Here is an 18,840-nt window from a genome sequence, read left to right on the forward strand (position 1 = left end):
TTATGTTGTTTTACGGTAAATGTAAATAACAACCAGCAAGCTAACAACTGCAGATAAAATAAATGTAAACGATGCACCCAGGATAACCCATATAAGGCCAGCAATACTGCTGGCCAAAAAAGCAGCAATACTTTGAAATCCACTAAAAGTACCAAGGGCAGCTGCTGTATTTTCTTTGGGTACAATTGAAGCAATCCAGGCTTTTGAAACGCCTTCAGTTGCTGCCGCATATGCGCCGTAAAGTAAAAATAATAGGAGGTACCAAATAATATTACCGCCAATGCCCATACCAGCATATACAATACTAAATAAAACCATCCCCGCAATCAATATTTTTTTTGCTCCAATTTTATCGGCAATGCTGGCTAATGGGTAGGATAAAATGGCGTAAATGCCATTGTAAAAAATATAAACGCCAATTAAAGCGGTATCACTTAGTCCGGTTTCTTTCATTTTTAATAAAAGCAGGGTATCGCTGCTATTGAATAATGCAAAAACTAGTAAAGCACCCGTTAGGCGTTTATAGGCGGAAGGTGATTGTAACCAATACTGATAAAATGACTTAAAGGAGGGCCATTGCTTTTTTACCTGACTTTTTGCACCGGTATCTTTCATTAAAAACGTTAAGGCAACGGCAATTATACCCGGAATAAATGCCCATAAAAAGAGTTGCCTGTATTGTTGTGGCGCATAGTATAAAAATAGCAAGGATAAGGAAGGCCCCAATAATGCACCTGTAGTATCTAATGCCCTGTGAAATCCAAATACCCGGGCTTTGGTGGAAGGAGTGGATTCTTGTACCAGAATTGCATCCCGGGCACCGGTACGTAAACCCTTGCCTGTTCTGTCTACAACCCTTGCGATAAATATCCACCAGGGGTAGGTGAGCAATGCCATCATGGGTTTACTAATGGCACTAAGACCATAGCCCCAGCGTACAAAGGGCATGCGCTTGCCTGTATTATCACTCCAGGTACCAAAATAACCTTTACTTAAACCTGCAACAGCTTCGGCAATACCTTCCAGTATACCAATTGCTGCAATGGAAAAGCCAATTTCTTTAAGGTAAACCGGCATAACCGGGTAAAGCATTTCACTGGCAATATCGGTACACAAGCTTACCAGCGATAATACCCATACGGTACGGGAAATAATCGCAGTTTTATTCATGATGTACGGACAATTTTGCCAGCATATCATTGCTCATGCTATCGCCATAAACGCCATATGCATTTACAAGTATGCCTTTCATGGTGCCATCTATTGATTCGATGGCATAAATTACAGAGGAGTCGTCTGGGTTGCTGTTACCTTCAAAGCGGTAATGTTCTGTAATTTCAAATTGGGATGGTGCCAGACAGCTGCCTGTATTGGTACATTTAAGTGTATCAAATGCAATATTAAAATCGGTGGTGTAACCTCGTTGCTTTAGATTGGCTATAGCATCTACGAGAGATTCATAAGTAGGCATGTTTGTTTTTCTTAAAGATACAGCTATTCGGCGGCTGTTTGGTTTCTTATTGCCGGGTAAGGATATGAACCCTGCAGTGTGCGACGCAACGGATGCTCAATAGTACTGCCTGGCCTGGCTAAAAAAATAGCCTCACTTACAAGTTAGCCATACCTGATTAAATTGCCAGTAAAGGTTTTTTTGGATTTTTTTAGTGCTTACCTAAAGAGTCAAGCGCCTGTAGTGCATTATTGTTAAAGTCGAACAGGGATAGGTTTTCCCATGGCGAGCCATCAGTAGCTGTGCTGCCTTTAAATGCCACCCAATCTGGCGCCCAATAGCAAACACCGAAATTATTATTGGTAACTGCCTTTTTTACAGCGCCAACCAGTGTGGTAATAAATTGCGCCTGACCAATGGGTGTGCCGGGGTAAGCATCGATGGCTTTATCTGCACTGCCTGCAATATTATTGGTATAATCATTATAGCCAAAGGTGAATGGATAGGCAGTTTCTGCTATTAATACCGGTTTTTTGAAAGTAGTACTGATGGTTTTAATGTTTTGTTCAAGCGCATTAAGGTCTTTACCATGCCACCAGGGATAATAGGAGAGGCCAATAATATCATAATCTGTTTGTGCATTTTGCAAATTGGTATAGTATTGCTGGGCATAATCGTACCCGGCAATATGAATTATGATTTTTGCGTTTGGTGCAACTTCTCTGGTTGCTTTTATGGCTTGTTTTAACAATAGGATAAAATTTCCCCAGTTGGCATCAGTGGCGCTCATAATCTTACCCTCATTCCATAAAAAACCACTGTTTATTTCGTTGCCCGTTTCTACATAGTCGGGGGTAACATTATTTTGTTGTAATTGTAGCAGCACTGCTTTGGTATAATTGTATAAGCTATCCTGCAGGGTGGTAAAGTTTAGCCCGTTCCAGGCAGCTGGTTTTGATTGTGCGCCGGGGTCGGCCCAGGTATCAGAATAATGGAAGTCCAGCCAAAACTGTAAGCCGGCTGCTTTTATTTGTTTGGCATAAGCCATTATTTCAGTAAGGGAAGAATGTGCCGTGGCCGGGTTGTTCCATAAACGTAGCCTGATAGTGTTAATACCTTTGCTTTTGGCAATAGTAAGTATGTCTTTGGTAGTGCCATTGTCCTTATATGAAATATTGTAGCTGGCAATTTCGGGAGTAAATGAAAGGTCTAAACCCCTGATGAAGGTATAGGTGTTGGTTACCGGAGGTGTTACCGGGTTGCCTGGCTGACTATTGGATTTATTACATGCCAGTAAGGAGCATATTACCAGCGAAAAGATGAGGTTACGCATAATACAAAATGAATTGTAAAGGTACTACAGAGATTTTAGAACCAGACAATCCTTTGTATAACACAGGTTAATTTATGCGTTATATGGGTTAAAATTGTAACAGGTTATTACCGGCGTTTGCAAAATTGAAATTGATTTTAAATTTATCTATACTTTATGCCGGTTATACTTTTATAATCGCTTAAATTCGTAGCAACGATGCATGCTGGTAATTATACTTCATGTTTTATTCTTTATCCACAATAAAAATTATATGTCTACATCCAGAAGATCATTCTTAAAAGCCGGTGCTATGGCGGTGGCTGGTTCTGCTCTGTTATCAAACTACATTTTTGCAGCTTTTAAACGAAAAGAATACCTGAGTATTCAATTGTATTCCGTTCGGGAAGACATGATGAAAGACCCCATGGGTACTTTACAAAAGTTGGCTAATATGGGGTATAAATATGTAGAACATGCCAATTATATTGATCGAAAATTTTATGGGCGTACAGCACCCGAGTTTAAAAAAGTGCTGGACGATATGGGCCTTAAAATGTTAAGTGGTCATACAGTTATGGGTACCAAACATTGGGATGCCAATAAAAATGAGTTTACCGATGCCTGGAAAAATACCGTATTGGATGCGGCTATTGTTGGCCAGCAATATGTAATTAGCCCGTGGTTAGATCAAACCTACAGGCAAAATTACGACGACATGAAACGCTATATGGAAGTGTTTAATAAAAGCGGCGAACTATGTAAAAAATATGGTATGAAATTCGGGTATCATAACCACGATTTTGAATTTAGCCAAAAATTAAATGGCACGCTGGTGTGGGATATTATTATGCAAAACACAGATCCTTCATTGGTAGCGCAACAGCTGGATATTGGTAACCTGTACAATGGAGGTGCAACCGCTTTGGAAGCCGTAACCAAATATCCCGGCCGTTTTGAACTAATGCATGTGAAAGACGAAATTAAAGCCAGTAGCGGAGAAGAAAAATACGAAAGCACCATCCTTGGTAAAGGCATTGTGCCGGTAAAAGAAGTAATTGATATTGGCAGAAAATCTGGTGGTACCATTCACTTTGTTGTGGAGCAGGAATCTTACCAGGGCAAAACACCTATAGATTGTGCTAAAGAAGATTACGATATTATGAAAGGCTGGGGTTATTAGCAGCCTGCAAAAAATCTCCAAAGCACTGGCAGTAGCCGGTGCTTTTTTTATACAATTATTGGCCGGTCAAAGGCAATAAATGGGGCTTTACTTGCGTCGCACACTTCGGGGTTCTGTTTCCATGGCAGCAAATAAACAGCCATAAAACGATTAGTTTTTTTTCTTTTGTTGTTGTACAATATATAAGCCTGCAATTACAAAAAGTACACCTGCCAGGGTATACAAACTAATGGGTTCGTGCATTACAATAGCTGCAATTACAAAACCAAAAACCGGACAAAGAAATAACCAGAACGCAGCTGTAACCGGATTGTCTTTTAACAAATACAACCAAAGCTGCACCGCGCCAATAGATACCGGAATAGCCAGCCATAATACACAACCCACCCAGGAGAGTGTAAAACTATTTTGCGCATCGTTATAAAAATAAAGAACAAAGGGCAACAGAAACACACCACCTAAAATAGTTTGCCAGCCATTAATAGTAAGTATGTGTAAATTACCCCAGTTACATTTAGAAAAATAAATGGCTCCCGCTGAGTAGCAAAACATGCTGATAAGCAATAGTGCTAAACCCAACGGCGTTGCAAAACTGTTTTGCAACAGGGGATAGGCAGCAATAACCACCCCGGTAAAACAAAGCAGCAGACTTAGAATAATGGAAATATGTATCTTCTCCTTAAACCATATAGCACTTATTAAACTTATAAAAACAGGATTGGTGGCCACCGACAAAGAACCCAATCCTGCCGATACCTCTTGCATTGCCAATACATATAGCCCCAGGTAGGTACTAATATTTAAAAAGCCATAAATGGCCAATTGTTTCCATTGTTGGCGTTGTGGCAATTCCTTCTTTAATACAATATGCGCAAAAAATAAAATGATAGCGCCAGCTAAAAAAAACCTTGGCACAGCAATTACAAAAGGCTGCGTGTATGCCAGTCCAATTTTTGTTGCTGCAGATGCTGATGCCCATAAAATGGCAAAGCATATACCCGCCACCATAATTTGAATATTTCTTTTACCAGTTACTTTCAACGGAAGTATTTAAGAATGTAAGCGAATGTAAATGGCTTTTGGCAATTGTTGTTACAACAGATCTTTTTTCATTCAACACGGGTATTTTCCGTTGGTCATTTGTGGTGGATAAACGGTATCCGGTAAAACATAAAAAATTCCATTTATCCATATTTGGCATTTGTGTTAATGAGGTTGCCCTCAATTTAGCAGTATTAAAATTATTATTACAATAGCTGTTGTATACCTTTCTCATGTGCATTATAATACCGGCCCTGGTTTCTACCGGGGCTTTTTGTTTGGCTATAACTTAATTTACATGCTGGCCATGGCGGTGCAGTACAAGTGAGTGACACAACGATGTTTAATAACTGTAATACAGCCTGCTAAATAATATAATTCTTTGCAGCGCAAAACCATAATTCTGTTTTAATTTTGCCTTTTTGAATGTATATTGTATCCTCTAAAACAATTTCCATATGCCTTCTTTTGATATTGCCAGCACAGTAGACCTGCAAACATTAGACAACGCGATTAATACGGTTAAAAAAGAAATAGCTAATCGGTTTGATTTTAAAAACTCACCCGTTTCCATTGAGCTGAACAAAAAGGATTACCTGATTAAACTGGATGTGGAAAGTGATATGAAAATGAAACAGGTAATAGATATTATTATTAGCCGTGGCGTAAAGCAGGGCATTGATGCCAATGCATTTGATTTTAGCAAGGATGCCTACCCCAGTGGTAAAACCGTAAAAAAAGATGTACCTGTTAGAAATGGCTTTAAACAGGAAGATGCCAAAAAAATAGTAAAAATCATAAAAGACTCAGGCCTTAAAGTGCAGGCCGCAATAATGGATGATATTGTACGTGTAACCGGCAAAAAAATTGATGACCTGCAAGACGTAATGGCTGCCTGCCGCGCCGCCAATTTAGGAATGCCACTACAGTTTACGAATATGAAATCTTAAGATAATAATCTGTTTATCTAAACTGGATGGCTTTTACAGGTTGTATACTTCTTACAAATATGGTAGGCAATATCAAGGATAAGAAGCATACTACCAGCGTTAACCCACAAACGGCAAAAACCTCCCACCAAATAATATTTACGGGTGCTACAGATACATAGTAGGCGGTTTCATCTAACCTGATAAAACCGGTGTATTGCTGTAATAGCGCAATGCCAATACCCACCAAAAATCCTATACCAATACCAGTACAGGAAATAATGGTGGCATGGTATAAAAATATACGTTGAATATGCCAGTCGCTGGTGCCAATAGATTTTAAAATGCCCACCATTCTGGTACGTTCCAAAACTAAAATCAGCAGACAGGTTATCAGGTTTATGATGGCAATTATGGCCATTACAATAAATATCACATTTCTGTTTACATCCTGTATGCTTAGCCAGTCAAAAATAAAAGGGTAAATATCTTTAATAGATTTACTCACCCAGGCACCTGGTAAAGGGTTGGGGCCATTGTACAAGGCTTCGTTTACACTATCTATTTCGGTATAGTCGTTTAAAAATACTTCGTAGCCGCCAATTTCGTTATGCTGCCAGTTATTTTGCCGGCGTAAAAGCCTTATGTCGCCAATGGCAAAGGCTTTATCAAACTCTTCAATGCCGGTATTATAAATGCCTTTCACTACCAGGCTTTTAACACTGGAACTGGCCGTTTCTCTGGAGATAAAATACACATGAATGGTGTCGTTTACCTTTATTTGCAGCGATTTGGCAATGGGCTGCGATATCATAATCTGCCGGCTATATAGCGAGTCTTTAAAATCTATCCAGCTGCCTTCTTTTAAAAAAGACTGCAGGTGGTTAAAATCATAACTACTATCAATGCCTTTGAACAAAACACCCTCAATGTCTTTGTTGTATTCCAGTACTACAGATTTGGTAGCAAAGGGTTGTATATGTGCAATGCCTGGCATACTGTTTAATACCTGTACCACCGTATCATTTAATTGCAATGGAGTTTCTTCGGCTACAATAGATTTGTCGGCCTCGTATTGTTGCACATGCAAGTGGCCCCAAAAATCAAATACTTTTTGGCTAATAGCTTGCTGAAACCCATTTACAAAAGCCATGGTAAGTATCATGGCAGCCACACTTAACGCTGTTGCAGTGGTGGCAATGCGAATAATAAACCTTGAAAAAGTACGTTGACTATTAAAAGCAACCCTTTTAGCTATAAACTGTGATACATTCATGGTATTAGCGGTAAAGCTACAAGCTGTAAACAAGCCTGCAAAATTGAGTTGTACAAAAGGTTTTTTATTGGCCCGTCAATATGGGGTAGTTGGGCTTTACTTGCGTCGCACTCTTGTACGGTTAAATACTTTGGGCAGCTTTAAAATGGGAAGTAAAAATTGCAAACCCCACCTGCTAGTTTTATTTGCCAGTAAAATTGCGCCCTTTACTATAAATTGCAATTATGAAAAAGCTTTTTTTTACGCTATCATTAGTATGGTTAAATCTATTGGCCGGTGCACAATTGCAGCCCGATAAAACCTATATGCCGGGTATAGCTGGCATCAAGCTTTTTCAATATGGTAATCAAATGGGTTATCCCATCATCACACTGGGTAGTACCAATTCCCTGGAATTGCATTTTGATGAGCTGGGCACCACCATTAAAAATTATAGTTACACCTATCAATTGTGTAATGCAGACTGGAAGCCCGTTGAACTTAGCGAAATGGATTATATAGATGGCTTTTTACAAAACCGTTTAAACCAATACCGCATTTCATCCATAGCCAATGTAAAATATATCCATTATCAGGCCATGTTTCCCGTTAAAAACTCCATGCCATCAAAGGCCGGCAATTATATGTTAAAAGTGTTTTTAAATGGAGATACCAGTAAACTGGCATTTACCCGCCGTATGCTGGTGGTGAATAATTCCGTACCTATTGGCGTAACTATAAAACAACCCTATAATTCAGCGGCAGTGCGCACCCACCAAAAAGTACAGTTTACCATTAATGTTACCAGCTTAAACATATTTAACCCACAGCAGCAGTTGAAGGTAGTGGTATTACAAAACTATAAATGGGATAATGCCATAACCGGCAAACAACCAGTTTTTATGCGTGGCAATAATTATGAATACAATGGCGAGCAGGATTTTCTTTTCCCTGCCGGCAAAGAATACCGCTGGCTAAACTTGAAAAGCTTTCGGTTTTTAAGTGAGCGCATAGACCATATTGACAAAGATTCCATACCGGTAGATGTGTACCTGAAACCAGATCTAGACCGTAGCCGCGACCGTATTTTAATGCTGCAGGATTACGATGGTATGTTTGAAGTAAATTGTACCGATGCCAATAACCCCTGGTGGCAGGGAGATTACGGCCATGTGCATTTTACCTATGTTCCCAGTGGCAATCAGCCATTTATGGATAAAGACGTATATATCATGGGCGAAATGGCCGGTAATATAGCCAACGATTCTACCCGCCTAACCTATAATGCCACCAAAGGCGTGTATGAGAAAACCTTGTTTTTAAAGCAGGGCTATTATAATTATCAGTATGTAACCAAGGATAAAAGGGTAAAAAATGCCCCCATTGAAACGGCCTATACCGAGGGCGATTATTGGGAAGCGCAAAACACCTACACCGTACTGGTCTATTACCGTTCCCTGTCTGGCCGGGCTGATGAATTGCTGGGGGCCACTTCCATCAATTCACGCACTTTTCTAAAAGGTTTATAAAGAAAGAATTTGCTATTAAAAATCTCGGCTTATATTTGCAGCGGCAGGTCTTACACGACCAGCTCCTGTTGAACCCTCCCAGGGCAGGAATGCAGCAAGAGTAGACGGTTGTAGCGGTGCGATGTAATTAGCCTGCCACTTTTTTTTCTTTTCCCGGTGGCAATCTGCCAACCGGTTTCTCCAAAAAATCAGTAATATTATTAGCCAGGCAGCAGCAAGAAAATTAAGCTTTACTTGCGTCGCACACTTCTACGGTTGGGTTATGGCTGGGCTTTTATACAGCCATAGATGAAAGAGAAAAGGTTGGAGTCCAGCAAAACATTTTAGCCGCAACCCGCTGCGGCACTTATTCTTTTGATTGAATAACAAACTCACTAAATTTTGAGCTGTCTTTATCTGAGCCCTTTATTGGTATTATCAACGTGTCCCTCAATAAATAGGTAACAGTCAATAAAGAGTTTGTTTGCGCAATAACATCTTTATCTAAAACAACGGTATCTCCATGTGTTTGGTAATGCCCTGAAAAATAGCAACTAAAGTCTACATGCCCCAATTCAACCTTGAACGTTCCATTTTCCCGGAGTGTTAAAGCCTGTGTCTCTAATTTGCCTGTATTTGCTTCTGCATAAATCCAGGTGCTGCCTTTAAAGTCTTGTCCGAATATTTTACCAACTATTAATATGGCAAGTGTTAACAAAGTTATTGTCAAACTAATTGGCTCAGGTATTCTTTTATTAAGTTCTCGTTTGGGATATATTGCTCGGAATGCAAGCCAAATGGAAACAGCAAACAGAGTAATAAATAAGGCTCCAAAAAACAAATCCATCAAACCTGAACAACCATCGTCATCCAAACTAATGTGTAAATAGAAGAAGGTAACTAGTATAAATGGAACAGTTAATAAAAATCGTATTGAGTGTTTCAAGGTTTTAATTTAAGTGAGGCGCAACTCAAAAATATACGAACTCAATAGCCTTTCCAAAAAAATGAGTGCTCATCCCGATGGTTGTAGCATGGTTAATAAATGATTTTTCAGTTGTTGATTTTATAAATGCCCAATAGCATATCCAACCGTACAAGTGAGTGACACAAGGATGCTACATAGCAGTACAACAGCCGGTAACAAAAAAGCCACACTTGCCCGCATGGCTTTTATTATTTGATATGGTGTGGTTTTATTGCTCCAGCTGGTTATCGTCTTCTTTGCCGGTAAATACACTGCCCATTTCTCTGGAGCGATAAATATTGTTATTTAGTTTGTTGCCCAGCATAATAATAGTGGCACTGTCTTTTATTAAGCGGGTAAAGGCAGTATTGCTGCCATGCCATTTGCCGTTGTGGTAAATAATGCTATCGGATTTATTAAAAAATAAATGCCAGCCTAAACCATAGTTATGCATAGACCTTTTTTCGTTGCTGTAGGGCAAAAAAGCCATTTGTATGGTAGACTGTTTTAGAAAATTGTTGGTGTATAAAACCTTGTCCCACATGTACAGGTCTTTTACAGTGCTGTATACATTTTTATCGCCGTAGGTACAATCCAGATGGTCCATTGGAAAAGGCTTGGTAACAGAATAGGTGGGATTGTAGCTGGCCGTGTCTTTTATGGAGAATACATAACTGTCTTTTAGCCCAAGGGGGTTAAAAATACTGTCTTTCATATAGGTAGGGAAGCTTTGCCGGGTTGTTTGCTCAATAATTAAAGCCAGTAACAGATAATTGGTATTACAGTAATGATAGCTGCGATTGGGCATGGCATCGGCCCTGGGTTTATGCACTATCATAAAGTTGAGTACGTCTTCGTTGGTGGCTTTTTGCTTTTTATTCCAGATAGAATCCATGAAATACAAATAATTGGGCAAACCGCTTCTATGGTTTAAGAGCATTTTTACCGTAATGCCTTTATAAGGCAAAGCAGGGAAGAATTTTTGCAGGCTATCGTCTAAAGATATTTTGCCTTGTTCCCACAGCTTTAGCACCGTCATGGCCGTAAATGTTTTGGAAATAGATGCCAGATGAAAGGGGGTATGATCTGTGATGGGTTCGCCGGTGGCAAAATTGTAGGTGCCTTTGTAGGCTTCAAACAAAATTTCCCCGTTTTTGGCTACCAGCAAACTGCCATTAAACCCACGGTCGAAATGGGTAGTGTAATAGTCGGCTATGGCATCGTGGTATTTCTTTTTTTCGGTTTCGGTTAAAGGTCTGAAAATAGTGTCTGCAGTGGGGGCTTGTACTACCGTGCCGGTATTGTTTTTTTGTGTTGTTTGATTACAGGAGCAAAGAATACAGAAAATAAAAATAGAATATATAGAACGTATCACAGTTAATTTGTTATGTTGTTGCGGGCAAAATAAAAGAAATGGCGTCAGATTATTTTGTAATTATTTTCTTTGTAACAATACCTTTACAAATTGTGAATAAACATGAGCATAGTTTTATACGATAGAGAAGACCGGAATAAGCTGTATCCACTGAATAGCTGTTGTGCCGTTGCGCAATTACGCATGGGTATTTTTACCATTAAGGAAAGATGGGAAAAACTTACCGGGGAAAAAGCCTACTTACATACCGAAGATTTTTTAGCGCCTTTATATGAGCCTATTCCGCAGGAAGAGCATATTTGGATTGATGCTACTATTTTGCCCGATGAGGCCCTGGTGGCGGCCATACTTGCCCTTGCACCAAATGAGGGCATTAAAGATGCCAATGGACTGGTGGCGGCCAAAACCGCTTTTGTAAAGCAATATTTTCCTGCCGCAGATTTGATAGAAAAATTTACAAAGGTTGCCACCATTGCACAGGTGAAAAGACTTGTGTATCCCTGGCAAATTTTTCAATGGAATGATAGCTTTATTAGGGAAGACTTTGCGTTGCTTACCAATGGCAGGGCAAGCCAGCCATTACCCGCCGGCAACCAATATAATAACCCCGAAAATATTTTTTTAGAAGAAGGCGCTCAACTTAACTTTTGTATTATTAATGCCGAAAGCGGTCCTGTTTATATAGGCAAAAATGCAAAAGTGCTGGAGGGGGCCATTATTCGCGGTCCAATGGTTTTGCTGGAAGGTGCCGTTATAAAAATGGGTGCCAAAATTTATGGTGCCAGCACTTTTGGCCCTGGGTGTGTGGCAGGAGGAGAGATTAAAAATGTGGTAATGCAGGGCTATAGCAATAAAGCCCATGATGGTTATTTGGGCGATGCCGTAATTGGTAGCTGGTGTAATCTGGGTGCCGGCACCACCAATAGCAATGTAAAAAATACGGCAGGTATTGTAAACATGTGGAACAAATACCATAACAGCTATATTCCGGTGGATGTAAAATGCGGGGTAATTATGGGCGATTACAGCCGGGTAGCCATTAATTCCTCCATTAATACGGGCTCTGTTATTGGGGTGTGCAGTAATGTATTTGGCTATGGACTTTTACCTAAATATATACCTGATTTTGTTTGGGGCTCGGCAGCGGCCTCCAAATATGAGCTGTATAAAGCCTTCCAGGATATTAATAACTGGAAAATTATGAAAGATCAGGAGATTACCCACGAGGAAACTATGATGCTGCAACATATCTTTGACCAATCTTAAATTTTAATACAACCAACAGTTATGAGAAAACAAATAGCAGCCGCCAACTGGAAAATGAATTTAACCATACAACAAGGCGAGCAGTTGTTAAACGACATTATTGCTAAACCCCATCATTTAAGTGCACACCAACAAGCCGTATTTGCAGTGCCTTTCCCTTATTTGGCTATGGCGCAGGCAAAAATGGCTGGTAAAGACAATGTATTTATTGCAGCTCAAAACTGCTATACTAAAAAAAGTGGCGCCTATACCGGCGAAACCTCTGTAGAAATGCTGCAGTCATTGGGTATACAGGTAGTGGTTTTGGGCCATTCTGAGCGCCGGGAGTATTTTAACGAAAGCAACCAAATGCTGGCAGATAAAGTAAATATTGTACTTGAATATAATTGCACGCCTATTTTTTGTTGCGGAGAAGCCCTGGCCATACGAGAGGCGGGTACCCAAAACGAATATGTAGCCATCCAGCTGGAAGAATCTCTGTTTCATTTGTCAGCAGAACAAATACAAAAAGTAGTTATTGCCTACGAGCCAATATGGGCAATTGGTACCGGTAAAACTGCCAGCAGCGAACAAGCGCAGGAAATGCATGCCCATTTACGTGCAGTTTTAGCAGGTAAATATGGCGCATCGGTGGCAGATAATATTTCTATTTTATATGGTGGCAGTGTAAAAGCATCCAATGCCAAAGAAATTTTTTCTCAGCCCGATGTAGATGGTGGTTTAGTAGGTGGCGCATCGTTAATTGCCGACGAATTTGTTGCCATCATCAATAGCTTAAAATAGCACCGGGCAAATTTGATTCGCATTACCCATAAACATCAAAAATGAAAAGACATCCGCAATTGCAGCCATTATCGCGGGAACACCATAATGGCTTGCTGATGGCTTTATTATTGAATAAAGGAATAAAAAAAGCAGCCGCTACTGATGTAATGGCTGCTTTTATTTTACATTATTGGCAAACAAACCTGCAGCAACATTTTGAGGAAGAAGAAACTGTTTTAATTCCCCTGCTACAAACCACTGCATTTGATCCCGCATTAATAAGGCAATTATTAAATGAACATGCTGCCTTAAGGGCCTATATACATAGTATTGAAGATGGTTTTGCGGATATGTATTTGCTGGAAGATTTTGCCGCATTACTGGAGGAGCATATCAGGTTTGAAGAAAGGACCCTGTTTCCTGAAACGGAAAAATTATTATCGGTTCAGCAGTTTTCAGCTCTTGAAGGCCGGTTAACCGATCTTGCGGCAACCAGTTGTATTAATTATCCTGTGAAATTTTGGGAGTAGCAGCATCTGCTCCTACTAGTTTAAATAGCGTAGATTGGAACACTGATTCAATAACATTTTCAACACCATGAGTCTAAAAAAAATACTACTGCAAAGTTTACTATGGCGTGGTTCGTTCTTTTTTACACTCTTATTGGTAAATGTATTTTTATCCAGATACCTGCAGGCATCAGGTGCCGGTTGGGTGTATTATATTTCCAATATTTTTTCCTTCTCACTGGTAGTTATTGGCTTTAGCTTCGATGCCGGTATTACCTATTTTGCCTCTAATAAAATGATTGCCGTTGATAAATTGGTTTGGTTTACCATTGCATGGACAATAATACTGGCAGCAATTGCCATGGCAGGCATGTTTTATTATATACATAACATGGCAAAAACCCTTGTATTGCCGGTAAGGGAATATTATGCTATTGCTTTGTTCTATTTGGCAGGCTTATTTATTACCAATTGCTGTACGGCATTATTTTATGCTGAAAATAATTTCTTTATCCCTAATTGCCTGCTTACCTGCTGGAATATTTTATTCATCATCATTATTCCAAAAAATACGGTGGCGCCAGAATTAAAAGATGCTGCTATTACGCTTTGGCAATATTTTTTTGTTTTTATGGTACAGGGTATATCCTTACTGGCGGCTTATATTTTTACAAAAAGAAAATCATTCCGTTTCAACTTTCCCAGCGGGAGCGAGCTAAAAATGATTTTTCGTTATTCTTTTTTAGCCCTGCTGGCAAATCTGGTTTTTTTTCTGGTGTATCGTATAGATTATTTGTTTGTAAATAATAGCCCTGTGTGTACTTCGGCTGATTTGGGGAATTATATACAGGTATCCAAGCTGGGACAAATGCTGTTGATTATTCCGCAAATTATTGCCAGTGTTATATTCCCAAGAACGGCCAGTGGTATAGACAGAGAGAAACTAAACCAATCTTTAATGGTGATATCGAGGCTGTTTTCGCAACTGTTTTTAGGTATTTTGCTGGTAGTAATTGTGGCGGGTAAATGGTTGTTTACAGGTTTGTTTGGCGAAACCTTTAATAAAATGCAAGGGCCATTTATTGTGTTAATTCCTGGTATCTTTTTTCTCTCGGTATTAAACTTATTGTCTGCCTATTTTTCGGGTAAAGGCAAAGTAAATGTAAATGTGCAGGGGGCCATTATTGCGTTGGTGGTAGTGGTTATTGGAGATTATTTTTTTGTTCCCCGTTATGGTATTATTGCCGCTGCGGCAGTTAGTACAGTTGGCTATGCCGTAAATATGGCCTGGCCGCTATTTATTTTTTATAAAGATTATGCCGTTAACCTTTTTGATTTTTTCAGGTGGCGTAAATCTGACTATAACTGGCTGCTGGCTTTTTTTAATACAAAAAACCCCTCTGAATAAAATAGTATAGCTGTACATTTTAAAAGTTTGTTAGCCTGGCTAAGAATTATATTATGATGCTTTACTTGCGTCGCACTCTTGTACTACAGTAACTATATGCAGCTTTTTAAAAATGGTTTCCAGATTTAAATTACTTTGGAGTATTGTAATTGCTGTAAAAGGTAAATAGGATAAAGCAGTTGTTTTTAATTGTTGCCATAAAAGTGGAACCCTGAACCGAGCGTGGCAAGCGGCGATGCCATGAAAACTAACTGATGACCTCATAAATATTGTTATTATTGCAATTACAATTATGATGCAACGTGTACTTTGGCTAGCCAGTTGGTACCCCAACAAATACGAACCGGTAAATGGTGATTTTATTCAACGTCATGCTATTGCCGTTGCTGCCCATTTACCTGTTGATGTAGTGCACGTATTGCAATTGGGGGCAAATACTTTTATTGCAAAAGATAATTGTGTAATTAATAAAAAAGGCATGCTTACCGAGTATATTTATGAGTTTGCTTTTACACCAAGGGGCATTTCGGTAGTGGATAAAATCCGGTATCAGCTGGCCTATAAAAAATGTTATAGAAAAGCCTGGCAACAATACAAACAACAATTTGGCAAACCCGCTTTTGTACATGTGCATGTACCTATGAAAGCTGGTTTTATGGCACTGGAACTTTTGAAAAAAGAAAATATACCCTACGTGGTTTCTGAACAGGCTTCGCATTATGAAATGGCGGCGCCTGATAATTTTTTTACCCGCAGCTATTTTTACCGCTCAAATACTAAAAGGGTATTTGCTAATGCAGCACTGGTAACCAATGTGTCGGCAACCATTGGTAAAAAATTGGCTTCCCTTTTTAATTTGAAAGAGGTTATCACCATTCATAATCTGGTTGATACAGCTGTTTTTAATTACAGTGGTGAAGATTTGCATACTCCTTTCAGGTTTTTGCATGTATCATCCATGAGCAGTCAAAAAAATGTAACAGGTATTTTAGATGCACTGGCTTTATTAAAACGCACAGCTGCAGATTGGGAGTGTGTATTTTGCGGTCCTGCAGGCACTGATTTAATTGATAATGCAGCCGCAAAAGGTCTGCAGGACAAAGTACATTTTACAGGAGAAATAACTTATACCCAGGTAGCTGAACAAATGAAGCAGTCCGATGCATTTATCTTATTTAGTGATCACGAAAATTTCCCTTGTGTTGTGGTGGAGGCTTTGTGTTGCGGATTGCCTGTTATAAGCAGTACGGCGGGTGGTGTGGCAGAAGCTGTACATAATAAAAATGGATATTTGGTTGCAGCAGGAGACTCGGAAGATTTATATAAAAAACTATTACATATTATAGACCATTATGAAGTGTTTAACCGAGCCTTAATAGCCAATGAAGCTGCAGCCTTATATAATTGCGACCAAATAGCTAACGAATTTTTGCTTGTTTACCAACGCTTGCAGCCTGCTAAAAAGGTTTTTGAAGAATCAGCATCATAATAATGGTAATAAAAAGCCAGGCGTATAAATAACAGTTAATAATATTATTGCGGCGCATGTATTTTTTTCTGCTGGCCTGTTGTGTCATCACAAAATCAGAATGGGTGTATATCCTAAAAAAGCTTACAAAAATGCTTACAAAACTAAACCCCTTTTTATCTATAACCAGTATAAACTTCAATAGTACAGCCAATATTGCCAGCGCATGTATAAATGGCATGGCACTAAATAATAATTCAAAAATTTGATCCATTCTTTTGTTTTGGTAGCGGTTAAAATTGAAACACGAACGCGTTAAAATTAGCAATATAGGATGTTTACCCTAAAAAAAATGCTGCTTTTGTAAGATAAAACTAAAACTGTACAAAGAGATGATGCAAACATTATCTTTGCCGCATTATGAAGCATATCAGGAATTTTTGCATTATTGCGCATATTGATCACGGTAAGAGTACTTTGGCTGACAGGTTATTGGAACATACCAAAACCATTGGCGAAAGGGATATGATGAACCAGGTGTTGGATGATATGGACCTGGAAAGGGAAAAAGGCATTACCATTAAAAGCCACGCGATTCAAATTAATTATAAGCATAAGGGACAAGAGTATGTACTAAACCTGATTGATACTCCGGGCCATGTTGACTTTAGTTATGAGGTAAGTAGGGCTTTAGCTGCCTGTGAGGGTGCTTTACTGCTGGTAGATGCATCACAAGGAATTCAGGCTCAGACCATTAGTAATCTTTATCTGGCCATAGATAATAACCTGGAAATTATTCCGGTTATTAATAAGATTGATATGGAAGGGGCAATGATTCCCGAGGTTACAGACCAGATTGTTGAGCTGATAGGCTGTAAGCCGGAGGAAATTTTATTAGCCAGTGGAAAATCGGGTATTGGCATTGAAGAAATACTTACTGCCATTATAGAGCGTATTCCTTCTCCAAAAGGTGATGAAACCGGGCCACTTCAGGCATTGATTTTTGACAGTGTGTTTAACAGTTTCAGGGGAATTCTGGTGTATTACCGTATTTTAAATGGAAGTCTTAAAAAAGGAGATAAGATTCAGTTTGTTTCTACCGGTCAGGAATATTTTGCAGACGAAGTTGGGGTGTTAAAATTAACTATGACGCCCAAACAGGAAGTAAAGTGTGGAGATGTGGGCTATATTATTACCGGTATTAAAGTGGCTAAGGAAGTAAAAGTTGGTGATACCATTACGCTGGCTAACAACCCTGCACCCATGATAAAAGGGTTTGAAGAAGTAAAACCAATGGTTTTTGCAGGTATTTTCCCGGTAAATACCGATGAGTTTGAAGAACTAAGGGATTGCATGGAGAAATTACAGTTAAATGATGCGTCTCTTACTTTTGAACTGGAAACATCTCAGGCATTAGGCTTTGGTTTCCGTTGCGGTTTCCTTGGCTTACTGCACATGGAGATTATCCAGGAAAGACTGGAACGTGAGTTTAACCAAACCGTAATTACCACAGTACCCAACGTTAGCTTTATTGCCTATTCTTCAAAGGGTGATAAGTTGACAGTGAATAATCCTACAGAAATGCCCGATCCTACCAAACTTAGCAGGATTGAAGAACCTTTTATCAGAGCGCAGATTATAACACTTCCTGATTATATAGGTAATATTATGACGCTTTGCCTGGGTAAACGTGGTATACTTATTAACCAAAGTTATCTTACACCAACAAGGGTTGAATTGGTATTTGAAATGCCATTAACCGAGATCGTATTTGATTTTTATGATAAACTGAAAAGCCAAACGCGTGGCTATGCTTCGTTTGATTATAGCCCAATTGGATACCGGGATGCAGATATTGTAAAAATGGATATACTGTTGAATAACGAAAAAGTGGATGCTTTAAGTGCTTTAATTCACCGCGGCCGTGCAGCCGATTTTGGCCGTAAGCTTTGTGAAAAGCTAAAAGAACTGTTGCCAAAGCAACAATTCCAGATTGCCATACAGGCTGCAATTGGTGCAAAAGTTATTGCCAGGGAAAATATCAGTGCCATGCGTAAGGATGTTACCGCCAAATGTTATGGTGGTGATATTAGCCGTAAACGTAAATTATTAGAAAAACAAAAAGAAGGTAAAAAGCGTATGCGCCAAATTGGTAATGTAGAAGTACCGCAAGAGGCTTTTTTAGCCGTTTTGAAACTTGATTAATTTAGTTGAATAGACCAATAAAAAAGCCGGCAACAGATTTTGCCGGCTTTTTTTATTTCAAAATACGCAGGTATTTTCTTTACTTTATCCCATTTTTTTCAATTTATTTTTTTGGAACCAGGCAACATATTTTCAAGGTAACTTTCCTTGCGTCGCACACTTGTACTGCAGCCTATAACTCAGCTTTTAACAGCCAATT

General features: G+C 39.2%; 18 protein-coding genes and 1 other RNA gene. 10 read left to right on the top strand and 9 right to left on the bottom strand.

All coding sequences use genetic code 11. The features are described 5' to 3' along the window. From GD597_RS18930 to GD597_RS18940, 3 genes are all read right to left on the bottom strand, one after another. Window positions 1-1,170 carry an MFS transporter gene (locus GD597_RS18930; RefSeq protein ID WP_171609483.1) on the bottom strand — a complete coding sequence of 390 codons (1,170 nt, stop codon included), beginning with the start codon at window positions 1,168-1,170 and terminating at the stop codon, window positions 1-3. Continuing rightward, on the bottom strand, window positions 1,163-1,471 hold the full coding sequence (locus tag GD597_RS18935; protein WP_171609484.1) for a phosphoribosylpyrophosphate synthetase: 309 nt from the start codon (window positions 1,469-1,471) through the stop codon (window positions 1,163-1,165). Before GD597_RS18935 ends, GD597_RS18930 begins: the two co-directional genes overlap by 8 nt. A gap of 190 nt (window positions 1,472-1,661) precedes the next feature. Continuing rightward, window positions 1,662-2,783 carry a glycoside hydrolase family 53 protein gene (locus GD597_RS18940; RefSeq protein WP_171609485.1) on the bottom strand — a complete coding sequence of 374 codons (1,122 nt, stop codon included), beginning with the start codon at window positions 2,781-2,783 and terminating at the stop codon, window positions 1,662-1,664. A 253-nt stretch (window positions 2,784-3,036) separates the two neighbouring features. Here GD597_RS18940 and GD597_RS18945 point away from each other — a divergent pair, with 253 nt between their 5' ends. Beyond that, a complete protein-coding gene (locus GD597_RS18945; RefSeq protein WP_171609486.1) occupies window positions 3,037-3,945 on the top strand; it encodes a TIM barrel protein in 909 nt (302 codons plus the stop codon). Between the two features lie 150 nt (window positions 3,946-4,095). Here the strand turns inward: GD597_RS18945 and GD597_RS18950 are convergent, their stop codons facing one another. Together GD597_RS18950 and GD597_RS18955 are read right to left on the bottom strand one after the other, a co-directional pair. Then, complete coding sequence (locus GD597_RS18950; protein ID WP_235954359.1) at window positions 4,096-4,986, bottom strand: DMT family transporter; 891 nt, start codon at window positions 4,984-4,986, stop codon at window positions 4,096-4,098. After that, window positions 4,970-5,221 (bottom strand): hypothetical protein, encoded by a 252-nt coding sequence (locus tag GD597_RS18955; protein ID WP_171609487.1) that lies wholly within the window; start codon window positions 5,219-5,221, stop codon window positions 4,970-4,972. Before GD597_RS18955 ends, GD597_RS18950 begins: the two co-directional genes overlap by 17 nt. Window positions 5,222-5,444: 223 nt before the next feature. Between GD597_RS18955 and GD597_RS18960 the strand changes: the two genes are divergently transcribed. Continuing rightward, the gene (locus GD597_RS18960) at window positions 5,445-5,936 is read left to right on the top strand and encodes a YajQ family cyclic di-GMP-binding protein (protein WP_171609488.1); all 492 of its coding nucleotides are present in this window, start codon (window positions 5,445-5,447) and stop codon (window positions 5,934-5,936) included. 13 nt (window positions 5,937-5,949) lie between these two features. On the opposite strand, the gene GD597_RS18965 is transcribed toward GD597_RS18960, so the two are convergent. Further along, entirely contained in the window at window positions 5,950-7,191 is a 1,242-nt protein-coding gene (locus GD597_RS18965) for an ABC transporter permease (RefSeq protein WP_171609489.1), read from the bottom strand. A gap of 224 nt (window positions 7,192-7,415) precedes the next feature. On the opposite strand from GD597_RS18965, the gene GD597_RS18970 reads away from it, so the two are divergent. Together GD597_RS18970 and ffs are read left to right on the top strand one after the other, a co-directional pair. After that, complete coding sequence (locus tag GD597_RS18970; protein ID WP_216368631.1) at window positions 7,416-8,699, top strand: type IX secretion system plug protein; 1,284 nt, start codon at window positions 7,416-7,418, stop codon at window positions 8,697-8,699. A 41-nt stretch (window positions 8,700-8,740) separates the two neighbouring features. Further along, window positions 8,741-8,840: signal recognition particle sRNA small type (gene ffs / locus GD597_RS18975), an RNA gene on the top strand. Window positions 8,841-9,045: 205 nt separating this feature from the next. Here the strand turns inward: ffs and GD597_RS18980 are convergent. Further along, window positions 9,046-9,624: a hypothetical protein gene (locus GD597_RS18980; RefSeq protein WP_171609490.1), complete on the bottom strand. Its 579-nt coding sequence runs from the start codon at window positions 9,622-9,624 to the stop codon at window positions 9,046-9,048. 250 nt (window positions 9,625-9,874) lie between these two features. Beyond that, complete coding sequence (locus tag GD597_RS18985; protein ID WP_171609491.1) at window positions 9,875-11,020, bottom strand: serine hydrolase domain-containing protein; 1,146 nt, start codon at window positions 11,018-11,020, stop codon at window positions 9,875-9,877. A 102-nt stretch (window positions 11,021-11,122) separates the two neighbouring features. Here GD597_RS18985 and GD597_RS18990 point away from each other — a divergent pair, with 102 nt between their 5' ends. From GD597_RS18990 to GD597_RS19010, 5 genes are all read left to right on the top strand, one after another. Continuing rightward, entirely contained in the window at window positions 11,123-12,286 is a 1,164-nt protein-coding gene (locus tag GD597_RS18990) for a putative sugar nucleotidyl transferase (protein ID WP_171609492.1), read from the top strand. 21 nt (window positions 12,287-12,307) lie between these two features. Then, on the top strand, window positions 12,308-13,069 hold the full coding sequence (gene tpiA / locus GD597_RS18995) for a triose-phosphate isomerase (RefSeq protein WP_171609493.1): 762 nt from the start codon (window positions 12,308-12,310) through the stop codon (window positions 13,067-13,069). A 41-nt stretch (window positions 13,070-13,110) separates the two neighbouring features. After that, window positions 13,111-13,581: a hemerythrin domain-containing protein gene (locus GD597_RS19000; protein WP_171609494.1), complete on the top strand. Its 471-nt coding sequence runs from the start codon at window positions 13,111-13,113 to the stop codon at window positions 13,579-13,581. Between the two features lie 67 nt (window positions 13,582-13,648). Further along, entirely contained in the window at window positions 13,649-14,968 is a 1,320-nt protein-coding gene (locus tag GD597_RS19005; protein ID WP_171609495.1) for a lipopolysaccharide biosynthesis protein, read from the top strand. Window positions 14,969-15,260: 292 nt separating this feature from the next. Continuing rightward, entirely contained in the window at window positions 15,261-16,457 is a 1,197-nt protein-coding gene (locus GD597_RS19010) for a glycosyltransferase (RefSeq protein WP_171609496.1), read from the top strand. Here GD597_RS19010 and GD597_RS19015 read toward each other — a convergent pair. Further along, the gene (locus GD597_RS19015; RefSeq protein ID WP_171609497.1) at window positions 16,426-16,710 is read right to left on the bottom strand and encodes a hypothetical protein; all 285 of its coding nucleotides are present in this window, start codon (window positions 16,708-16,710) and stop codon (window positions 16,426-16,428) included. The genes GD597_RS19010 and GD597_RS19015 overlap by 32 nt on opposite strands. A gap of 146 nt (window positions 16,711-16,856) precedes the next feature. Between GD597_RS19015 and lepA the strand changes: the two genes are divergently transcribed. After that, a complete protein-coding gene (gene lepA / locus GD597_RS19020) occupies window positions 16,857-18,641 on the top strand; it encodes a translation elongation factor 4 (protein ID WP_171609498.1) in 1,785 nt (594 codons plus the stop codon). Window positions 18,642-18,840 lie beyond the last annotated feature (199 nt).

This window comes from Limnovirga soli (genome assembly GCF_013106755.1).
Classification (GTDB): domain Bacteria; phylum Bacteroidota; class Bacteroidia; order Chitinophagales; family Chitinophagaceae; genus Limnovirga; species Limnovirga soli.